9 protein-coding genes are annotated in these 8,684 nt (G+C 65.8%); 5 read left to right on the top strand and 4 right to left on the bottom strand.

Features of this window, described 5'->3' with window-relative positions:
* Positions 1-641 precede the first annotated feature (641 nt).
* From J2852_RS28090 to J2852_RS28075, 4 genes are all read left to right on the top strand, one after another.
* Positions 642-1,145, top strand: a complete 504-nt coding sequence (locus tag J2852_RS28090; RefSeq protein ID WP_209882084.1) for a MarR family transcriptional regulator — start codon at positions 642-644, stop codon at positions 1,143-1,145.
* Entirely contained in the window at positions 1,145-1,516 is a 372-nt protein-coding gene (locus J2852_RS28085; protein ID WP_209882082.1) for a response regulator transcription factor, read from the top strand. The genes J2852_RS28090 and J2852_RS28085 overlap by 1 nt, the downstream gene beginning before the upstream one ends.
* 99 nt (positions 1,517-1,615) lie before the next feature.
* A complete protein-coding gene (locus tag J2852_RS28080; RefSeq protein ID WP_209882080.1) occupies positions 1,616-1,819 on the top strand; it encodes a hypothetical protein in 204 nt (67 codons plus the stop codon).
* Positions 1,820-1,981: 162 nt separating this feature from the next.
* Positions 1,982-3,721, top strand: coding sequence for a monovalent cation:proton antiporter-2 (CPA2) family protein (locus J2852_RS28075; protein WP_209882079.1), 1,740 nt, complete (start codon positions 1,982-1,984; stop codon positions 3,719-3,721).
* Position 3,722: 1 nt separating this feature from the next.
* Here J2852_RS28075 and J2852_RS28070 read toward each other — a convergent pair whose 3' ends face one another.
* Positions 3,723-5,366 (bottom strand): hypothetical protein, encoded by a 1,644-nt coding sequence (locus J2852_RS28070; RefSeq protein WP_246500042.1) that lies wholly within the window; start codon positions 5,364-5,366, stop codon positions 3,723-3,725.
* A 268-nt stretch (positions 5,367-5,634) separates the two neighbouring features.
* Between J2852_RS28070 and J2852_RS28065 the strand changes: the two genes are divergently transcribed.
* Complete coding sequence (locus J2852_RS28065) at positions 5,635-6,324, top strand: uracil-DNA glycosylase (RefSeq protein WP_209882076.1); 690 nt, start codon at positions 5,635-5,637, stop codon at positions 6,322-6,324.
* A 165-nt stretch (positions 6,325-6,489) separates the two neighbouring features.
* Here the strand turns inward: J2852_RS28065 and J2852_RS28060 are convergent, their stop codons facing one another.
* The 3 genes from J2852_RS28060 to J2852_RS28050 all read right to left on the bottom strand — a co-directional run bounded on the left by J2852_RS28060 (position 6,490) and on the right by J2852_RS28050 (position 8,677).
* Positions 6,490-6,723 carry a hypothetical protein gene (locus J2852_RS28060; protein ID WP_209882073.1) on the bottom strand — a complete coding sequence of 78 codons (234 nt, stop codon included), beginning with the start codon at positions 6,721-6,723 and terminating at the stop codon, positions 6,490-6,492.
* 182 nt (positions 6,724-6,905) lie between these two features.
* Positions 6,906-7,520 carry a hypothetical protein gene (locus J2852_RS28055; protein ID WP_209882071.1) on the bottom strand — a complete coding sequence of 205 codons (615 nt, stop codon included), beginning with the start codon at positions 7,518-7,520 and terminating at the stop codon, positions 6,906-6,908.
* 116 nt (positions 7,521-7,636) lie between these two features.
* Positions 7,637-8,677 (bottom strand): sulfate/molybdate ABC transporter ATP-binding protein, encoded by a 1,041-nt coding sequence (locus J2852_RS28050; protein ID WP_209882069.1) that lies wholly within the window; start codon positions 8,675-8,677, stop codon positions 7,637-7,639.
* Between the last annotated feature and the right edge of the window lie 7 nt (positions 8,678-8,684).

Here is an 8,684-nt window from a genome sequence, read left to right as displayed (position 1 = left end):
CAACCTCACCCAAGCTTTCGAAACTGATGTCTCTTGCTGCATAGATCAGGATGCTCCAGGCAACCGCAATGCCAATCCCCAAACCAGGAGACCGGTTCGCGACGCGGTACCAAACACCGCCGCCTGCGCATCCCTTCTCGATTTCACGTTTAACAATGTCCAAGATCCATTCCCCGAACAGACCCGACAGCTTTGCGCCCGGTGATCCGGCCGCTGGCGTCTGAATGGTCTGGAAGATCGGAGAGGCACGAAGCGATGCTCGTGCCGGCAGACGATCTATCTAGCGCTTTCGTCGGAGAGCGTCAAGCTCTTTTTTCCGATTTTCGCTGAACCGCCTACCCCGCTCTTCAACGGGAAGTCCCGATCCGTCCGCCGCCTTCCGTGTTTGGAGGGCCGCGTCCGGCTGGGAGGCGGGTGTATAAGGAAGACCCGACCGCCGGTCCAGCAAAAAATGCATATGCCTTTCCCATCGCATAAACCGTCCCCGTCCTTTTTTGCCACGCCCGGGAATTCGGTGTAGGGTTGCGTCGCCGCCCATCATCGGGAACGGCGCCAAAAGCGGCGCCCACTGGACAGGCGTTCTCCCGCCGCTTATGTTTCGAGTCGAAACGTGATCCCATGAAAAGTTAGAGGGTTCCGGTATGCGCCCAAGCGCGCGCGCGACCGCCGAGGTGATGGCCCAGGTTCTGCGGACAACGGCCAATCTCGCCTTTACGGAAGGTCTCAACCCGGCGCAGTGGGCCGCCTTGCGCTATTTCGCCCAGGCTACTCCGAGCGCCCGAAGCGTGGTCGCCTTCGCCCACTATCACGGCACGACCAAGGGTACGGCCAGCCAGACCATCGCGGCTTTGCTGAAGAAGGGCTATCTGGAGCGGCACCGCAGCGAACGGGACCGCCGCACCGTCAGCCTGATCCTGACCGAATCCGGCCGCAGCGTTCTGGCCCACGACCCGCTGAACGAATTGGCCACGGCGATATCCAGCCTCAGCGACCCCCAACACACGGCAATCGCGGAGGGGCTGGACCATTTGCTGCGCACGCTGCTGACCCGCCGGGCACAGCGGAATGGCGCGCGCGGCGGAGGCCGGGGCGCTTTCCATCGCACGGCGGACGAAAAGCAAGATGACGGCGTGGCGGCGAACTGATGGCCCGAATCCTGCTCATTGACGATGTTCCCGCCGTCACGACGCTGTTGAGCGCGGTCCTGGACGGCTGCGGCCACGCGGTGGTCGAATGCAACGACGGCACCTCCGGCCTTGCCGCGCTGGACGGCGGGAGCTTCGATCTCGTCGTCGTGGACATGATGATGCCGGGCTTGGACGGCATCGAGGTGGTGAAGCGCCTGCGCGGTGCCGGCCATAAAATCCCGGTGATCGCCATGTCCGGCGGCAGCGACGATTTCCCGGCATCCCACTCCCTGAAGCTGTCGGAAATGTATGGGGCCAACCGGCTGCTGTTCAAACCCTTCGACAATGACGAACTGGTCGCGGCGGTGGACGAGCTGCTGGGATCCTGAAACGTTTATTGTGCGGCGCAATATCGCACAGCTGACGCTTAGAACTTTCGGTATGGTTGGTTCCACAAACCACACAGAGCCGATTGGCGGGAGACAGCGATGCGCGACACCGAGAGCACCAGCACCCCCACCGCGACCACCACCAGCAACAGCCAGCCCGTCCGCCTTGTCGGCGGATTCGCGGGCGGCTTCGCATCGGCCGGAGCGGCCGGTGGCCTTGCCGTCGGCTACGACTTCGCCGCAGGCGTCGAGGGCGGGACGGGCGCCAGCACCGAAAAGCCCAGCATCGGGATCGAGGTCTGACGGCAGAGATCGAGGCCCAAATCGATCCTCACGGGACAGGCGGCGGTGGCGACACCGCCGCTTTTTTCATGCGTGCGCGCTTGCAGTTTCATACCGGGCCGCCGCATACAGGGCGGTCGAAAAATCGGCCCCCAAATCCCCCGCAAAAGCTGTTTGACGTTCATGCACGATCCCCGCCTGCTTCTCGATACCCTGTCCCTTCTGCTGGCGGCGATCATCATCGTCCCATTGTTCCAGGCGCTGCGCGTTCCGGCGGTGCTGGGCTATCTGGTGGCGGGCGCGATGCTGGGGCCGCACACACCGGGACCGGTGGTGGATCTCGCCCTGCCGCAATTGCTGTCGGAGTTCGGCGTCGTCTTCCTGCTGTTCGCCATCGGGCTGGAGTTGCCGCTGTCGCGCCTGCAGGCGATGCGGCGCTACATCTTCGGCCTTGGGCTGATGCAGGTCTTTCTGACCAGCACCGCCATCGGCGGCGTCGGCTACGCGCTGGGGCTGAGCGTGGAGGCGGCGGTGGTGGTCGGCGGCATGCTGGCCTTTTCCTCCACCGCGACGGTGCTGAAGCTGCTGGTCGAGCGCGGCGAGACCGTGGCGCGCTTCGGCCGCATCTCGGTCGCCGTGCTGATCTTCCAGGATCTGGCGGTGGTGCCGCTGCTGACCCTGCTGCCACTGCTGGCCGGCGGCGAGACGAGCATCCCGCAGGCGCTGGCGCTCGCCGCCGCCAAGGGCGTGGCGGCCATCGTGGTTATCATGCTGCTGGGCCGGTTCGTGGTGCGGCCGGTGTACCAGTTCGTCGCCTCGGCCAGGAGCCCGGAGGTCTTCACCGCCACCAACCTGTTCGTCGTCCTGGCGGTCAGCTGGCTGACGGCGGAGGCCGGCATGTCGATGGCGCTGGGCGCCTTCCTGGCCGGCATGCTGCTGGCCGACACCGCCTACCGCCACCAGATCGAAGCGGACATCGAGCCGTTCCGGGGCCTGCTGCTGGGCCTGTTCTTCATGACCGTCGGCATGACGCTGGACCTTCCGGCCATGTGGCAGCGGGCCGACGCCATCCTGGCGCTGACCGGCGCGCTGCTGGTGGGCAAGACCATCCTGCTGTTCATCCTGTGCCGGCTGTCGGGGCTGGGGCTGGCGACCTCGCTGCGGGTCGGGCTCTTGCTGGCGCAGGGGGGCGAGTTCGCCTTCGTGCTGATCGGCAAGGCCACGGGCCTGTCGGTGCTGGATCACGACACGGGCCTGCTGCTGTCGTCGTCGGTGGCGCTCAGCATGGCGGTGACGCCGCTGATCGGGGTCGTGGCGCAGCGGCTGGCGCAGGCCATCGAGGCGCGGCTGGGCGCCGAGGCCTTCGGCATCGAAACCAACGATCTGAAGGGGCATGTGGTGATCGCCGGTTACGGGCGGGTCGGCCGCGCCATCGCGCGCATGCTGACCGCGCACGACATCCCCTTCGTGGCGCTGGATCTGGATCCGCAGCGGGTCGCCAACGCGCGGGCCGAGGGGCTGCCGGTCTATTACGGCGATTCCAGCCAGGTCGGCGTGCTGCGCGCCGCCGGCATCGCGCGGGCGCGGGCGGCGGTGATCACCGTCAACCGGCCGGAGATGGCCGAGCGGGCCGTCGATTCGATCCGGCGTACGGCGCCGCGCCTGCCGATCGTGGTGCGCGCCCATGACCTGGGCCAATGCGCGACGCTGAAGGACGCCGGCGCCTCGGCCGTGGTGCCGGAGACCATCGAGGCCAGCCTGCAAATGGCCGCCCTGGTGCTGGGCAGCGCGGGCGTGGACAAGGACGCCATCGCCCACAGCCTGAAGGATTTCCGCGACGGAGGCTACGAGGCCTTGGCGGACGAGCCCGCCGCCAATCCCGCGCCCGCCACCACCCCCAAGGACCGGGACAGCGCGGCGTGACCTACCTCCGCACGGCCCACAGGTCGAAGACGGTGCCCCGGTAGCGTTCCTCCGCCCCCGGCGGCGGGCGCAGGCCGGCTTGGTGGAGGCTGTTGGCGAACATCACCAGCACGTAATCGTACTTCTCCCGCCAGCCGACGTAGTGCGGGCAGGGCTCCACATGGTCGCGGTACGTCGCCTCCTCCGGCCGAGTCAGCAGGCGCACGTCCACCGGAACGCCCTCGTAGATGGACATGCAGCGGTCGCGGAAGGGCTGGGTCACGGTCAGCGGCTGCTTGCCGGGGTGGCTGAACAGGATGGGGACGTAGGCGCGCCGCTCGACGGTGATGAGCGCCGGGAGATGCCCCAGGCTCGGCAGCGCGACGAGGGCGGAGCGCCAGGGCGGCTGGGTGGTCAGGAACTCCCGCGTGTTGCAGCAGCCGGCCTCCTGCCCGGCCCAGGCGACCAGCACATGGCTGCCGGGCTCGATCCGCTCCATGGCGCGGCGCAGGTCGGCGACGTCCTCCTGATAGCCGTACCAGTTGGCGGTCAGCACAACGGTGCGCACACCCAGCAGAGCCAGCAGGCCGACCGCGAAGACGGTCGCGGCGCGCGGACTGGAAAAGCGCAGGTCGGTGCCGGCGATCAGCAGCAGGGCGGCCAGGATCCAGAAGCGGATCGACACGAAATAGGTGCCGAAGAACGGGTCAGGGATGAGGAAGAACCCGACGATGAACATCCCAACCGTCAGCATCATCGGGCGGGAGACGCGCAGCCGTCTCGTCACCGCCGCGACCGCCACGCCGCCCACGACCAGCAGCAGCGTCGCCGCGTCCAGCAGCGTGTTGTAGTTCAGCACCGGCGCCAGCATGTCGTTCAGGCGATAACCCCAGTGCCGAAGCTCGGTCAGCTTCTTCAGGCGCCAGTAGACCTGCTTCAGAAGCAGCAGGGGCGACTGGTCGCGCGTGCCCACCGCCGCGGCGTCGGAATCGATCAGCTGCCCGGCGACCGTGCTCGCAAACAACAGAACGGGCACCGCCAGCAGCCCGGCGAAGCGAAGGGCATCGCGCCGCACGGCCGCGACGGTGAATGGCACCCGGCCGGCGCCGACGTACTTGGTCACCTCCACCCCGAACAGGCACAGCGCGTAGGCGAGCAGCACGATGGCGTGGGAGAAGTACAGGAACAGCGCGAAGGCCGCCCCGATGGGAAGCTGCCAGCGCCTGCCCTCCTGCCCGATCCACAGCGACACGCCGATCAGCATCAGCGGGATGCCGAGCGAGAAGCTCATGAATCCGCCGATCAGCGTGGCGTTGTAGACGAACAGCGCGCCGCACAGCGGCCACAGGCTCCAGCGGCCGAACAAAGTCCGGTGCAGCAGGATCACGCTGAACAGGGTCAGCGCCACGGCCAGCGCCACATAGACACGGCCGGCGACGTAGAGTGGCAGCAGGCTGGCCAGCGGCAGCAGCACCGCCTCCATCAGCAGGTTCGGCACCGGCTTCAGGGACGCGGTGTAATGCTCCGCCAAGAAGGGATCGGTGCGGAAGTTGAGCAGCACGTCCACCCGCGCCAGATGGTTCGGGTAGTCGAGCAGCGGCGGCATTTCCACCAGCGCCAGCGGCAGAAGCAGCAGCAACAGCGCGACGGCCAGGGGAAGAGCCATACTGAAGGAGGACGCCCCGGCGCGCCCCCCCGCTCCCAGCAGGATATCCTCTTGCCGAGGCGTTTGCGACAGTCCGGGGTGCTCCATCCGCTCATCCTCGCGCCTTGTGCAACGCGACATGGAAAGCAAATCCCCGGCGTCATAGGCCAGCAGGCAAAGGCGTTACAGCTTCGGCTTCGGCATTAGCCCTCAAGGCCGGGCTCGGAATTCTGTATAAGCGCTTCGGCGAAACCGATGACCGCATGGCATTGAACATTGGGGAGTGGACGTGAGCGCGCTGGACCGATTTCTCGACACGCTACGGCACCGGCCGGTCGGCCCCGGCGTCTTCCGTCCCTGGACCGACTGCACACCGGGTGTGGACGCCGGCCCCGACGCGCCGGACGTGCGGCTGGCCAACCTGCGGGCCTATCTGGCGGCGCGGATCGGCCGGGCGAAGCTGGTGCTGGTGGCCGAGGCGGTGGGCTATCAGGGCGCCCGCTTCAGCGGCATCCCCATGACCTGCGAGCGCACCCTGCTGGGCGCGAAGCCGCAGGTTTCGCCGGACCTCGTCTTCGCCGGCCCGAAGCGGCGGACCAGCGTCGCCTCCGTCGCCCGCAACGCGGCGGAACGGAGCGGCGGCTTCTGCGAGCCGACCGCGACCATCGTGTGGACGACCCTGCTGGGGCTGGGCGTGCCGGCCGACGGCTTCGTGCTGTGGAACAGCTTCGCCTTTCACCCGCACCGTCCCGGCGAGCCGCTGACCAACCGCACGCCGACCGACCGCGAGGTGGAGGAGCAGGCCGAGGTTCTGGACGCCTTCCTCGCGCTGTTCCCGCGTGTGCCGGTGGTCGCGGTGGGCGAGACGGCGCGGCGGCGGCTGGCCGCGCACGGGACGGATGTGCCCGCCGTACGCCATCCGGCGAACGGTGGCGCCACGGCCTTTCGGGAGGGGGTGGGGAGGATCGTGAAGGGATGAGGCAAGCCACATCCCCTCTCCCCCCTGGGGAGAGGGTTAGGGTGAGGGGGAAACATCGGTGGATCTGAGATTTTCCGGCCTATCGGCCGCCCCCTCACCCCAACCCTTCTCCCGCTCTCGGCGGCCACAGGCCAAGGGGGAGAAGGGCTTGAGGAACCGTAGCGATCAGCGCAGAAGGATCTGCGTCTCTCCGGTGCAGGTGTTCTTCTTGTACAGATACGGGGTCGTGTAGGTGACCCAGACACACAGTTTGGTCTGTGGGGTCATGCTGGCATAGGGCGACCGGATGCGGCTGGTCCAGCTGGTGTCGGCCAGCGACGGGCCGGCGGCGGAGGCGGAGGCGGTGGCAACGGCGGCGAGCACGGCAAGGCGCAGAGGACGGGACAGCGAGCGGACCATGTCGGGTTCTCCATCGGGGCCGCGGCGCCGGTGCCCAGTGCCCCGGCTGGTCGCGATGGACGCAACCCTACCTGCCAGCGCGCCGGGCGGCTGTGAACCGCCCGACACTCCGCGTGATTTTTAGCGACTCGTATAGCCATCCCGTCAAACAGAAAAACAGCCTAGCGAACCCCAAAAGCGACCTAACTCATCGCCGTCAGAGGCAATCTGCCAGCACGCCTGAAACAAGCAATGACATAGATAAAAACTATAAAAGCAAAGCACATTGCATAAACACTCTTGCAAGCAGAGTAGAATTTACTTAAAAAGTCATCCAAACTAATTTTGCTTACCCCATTCTTCGACACAAAGTCAATCATTATATTTATTTCGAAAATCTCTGATCGCAAAAAATAAAGCATAATTCCGCCAAAGCATAGCATTACAACGAAAAACGCCATTTGCCCCCACATATTCCTCAATGTCCTTCCAATATTAATTCCCCAGCCCAAACAAATGATAGACGCTGCAAGCAAAATTGACGACACAACCCCATAAGCAACAGCGACGTCGAAATACGCATAAGCCGCACTTGTGACTATACGCGCCGTCTCCCAATGCGGAACATTACCCTTAACTGAGGAAAGGAAAATTCCGCTCGGTAGAAATTTCATTATTGTGGAATGATCGTAGGCCGCTGATAGTTTAGAAAATATTGGCAGTGTTGAGCGATCAAAAATATACATTTTCGCTGGCAGCAGGAGCGCTGCCGACAAAATCATAATACACAGGCCTATGCGCCCCGCGTTCTTGACCATAGCGCACCTTTCGTGCAATGGGCACAAAGGCGCACAACAACCCAACATTTTGCAGAGCTGAAGCAGGCTGGGATTCGCGTGCGCTCAGCCCAACCTACGCAGCCTTAAAGATGTCGTCAACGCCGCGCGAACACCCGCGCGCGGTCGATGTGCACGGCGCAGCGGTCGCCGGGGCTGAGGCCCAGGACGCCGAGACGCTCGCGGTCCATTTCCGCTTCCAGAACCAGACCGGCCAAATCCACCTCGATCCGCGCGTCGGGGCCGACGACCTGGATGGAGGACACACGGCCCGGTCCGCCCACCGTGGGGCTGAGGCCGAGGTCGTGCGGGCGGACATAGGCGATGGCCGGACCCTGGACGGCGCCGTCGGTCGCGATGGACAGGGCGCCGTTCGCCGCCTTCGCCACGCCGTCTTCCACGGCGCAGTCGAAGCGGTTCACCTGCCCCAGGAACTCGTACACGAAGGCCGAGGCCGGGTGGTCGTAGACCTCGGCCGGGCTGCCCACCTGCTCAATCCGGCCCTGGCTCATCACCACGACGCGGTCGGCCAGCTCCAGCGCTTCCTCCTGGTCATGGGTCACGAAGACCGAGGTGACGTGGATGTCGTCGTGCAGCTTGCGCAGCCAGCGCCGCAATTCCTTGCGGACCTTGGCGTCGAGCGCGCCGAACGGCTCGTCCAGCAGCAGGACCTTCGGCTCGATGGCCAGCGCGCGGGCCAGCGCCACGCGCTGCCGCTGGCCGCCCGACAGCTGCGCCGGATAGCGGTCGGCGAAGTGGGCGAGCTGAACCAATTCCAGCAGCTCCATCACGCGGCGCTTGATCTCCGCGCTGGCGAAACGCTGGCCGCGCGGGCGTACCTTCAGGCCGAAGGCAATGTTGTCGAACACCGTCATGTGACGGAACAGGGCGTAGTGCTGGAAGACGAAGCCGACCTGCCGCTCGCGCGGCTTCAGGCCCAGAGCCTCCTCGCCATGCAGCTGGAGGCTGCCGGCGTCGGCGTGCTCCAGCCCCGCCATGATGCGCAGAAGCGTCGTCTTGCCCGAACCTGACGGCCCGAGCAGGGCCAGAAGCTCGCCCGAGCGGACTTCGAGATCCACCGAATCGAGCGCCAGATAGGACCCGAACCGCTTGGTGATGCCGGAAACCTGGATCGCCATCGTTTGC

The organism is Azospirillum soli (assembly GCF_017876165.1).
Taxonomy (GTDB): domain Bacteria; phylum Pseudomonadota; class Alphaproteobacteria; order Azospirillales; family Azospirillaceae; genus Azospirillum; species Azospirillum soli.
Note: the sequence above shows the minus strand (reverse complement) of the source record. Positions and strands in the feature narration are given on the sequence as shown.

Bases quoted from the DNA above. Each gene is read 5' to 3' on its own strand.
- J2852_RS28070 (WP_246500042.1), bottom strand. From the start codon at position 5,366: ATGGCTCTTCCCCTGGCCGTCGCGCTGTTGCTGCTGCTTCTGCCGCTG.
- J2852_RS28090 (WP_209882084.1), top strand. From the start codon at position 642: ATGCGCCCAAGCGCGCGCGCGACCGCCGAGGTGATGGCCCAGGTTCTG.
- J2852_RS28075 (WP_209882079.1), top strand. From the start codon at position 1,982: ATGCACGATCCCCGCCTGCTTCTCGATACCCTGTCCCTTCTGCTGGCG.
- J2852_RS28050 (WP_209882069.1), bottom strand. From the start codon at position 8,677: ATGGCGATCCAGGTTTCCGGCATCACCAAGCGGTTCGGGTCCTATCTG.
- J2852_RS28085 (WP_209882082.1), top strand. From the start codon at position 1,145: ATGGCCCGAATCCTGCTCATTGACGATGTTCCCGCCGTCACGACGCTG.
- J2852_RS28060 (WP_209882073.1), bottom strand. From the start codon at position 6,723: ATGGTCCGCTCGCTGTCCCGTCCTCTGCGCCTTGCCGTGCTCGCCGCC.
- J2852_RS28080 (WP_209882080.1), top strand. From the start codon at position 1,616: ATGCGCGACACCGAGAGCACCAGCACCCCCACCGCGACCACCACCAGC.
- J2852_RS28055 (WP_209882071.1), bottom strand. From the start codon at position 7,520: ATGGTCAAGAACGCGGGGCGCATAGGCCTGTGTATTATGATTTTGTCG.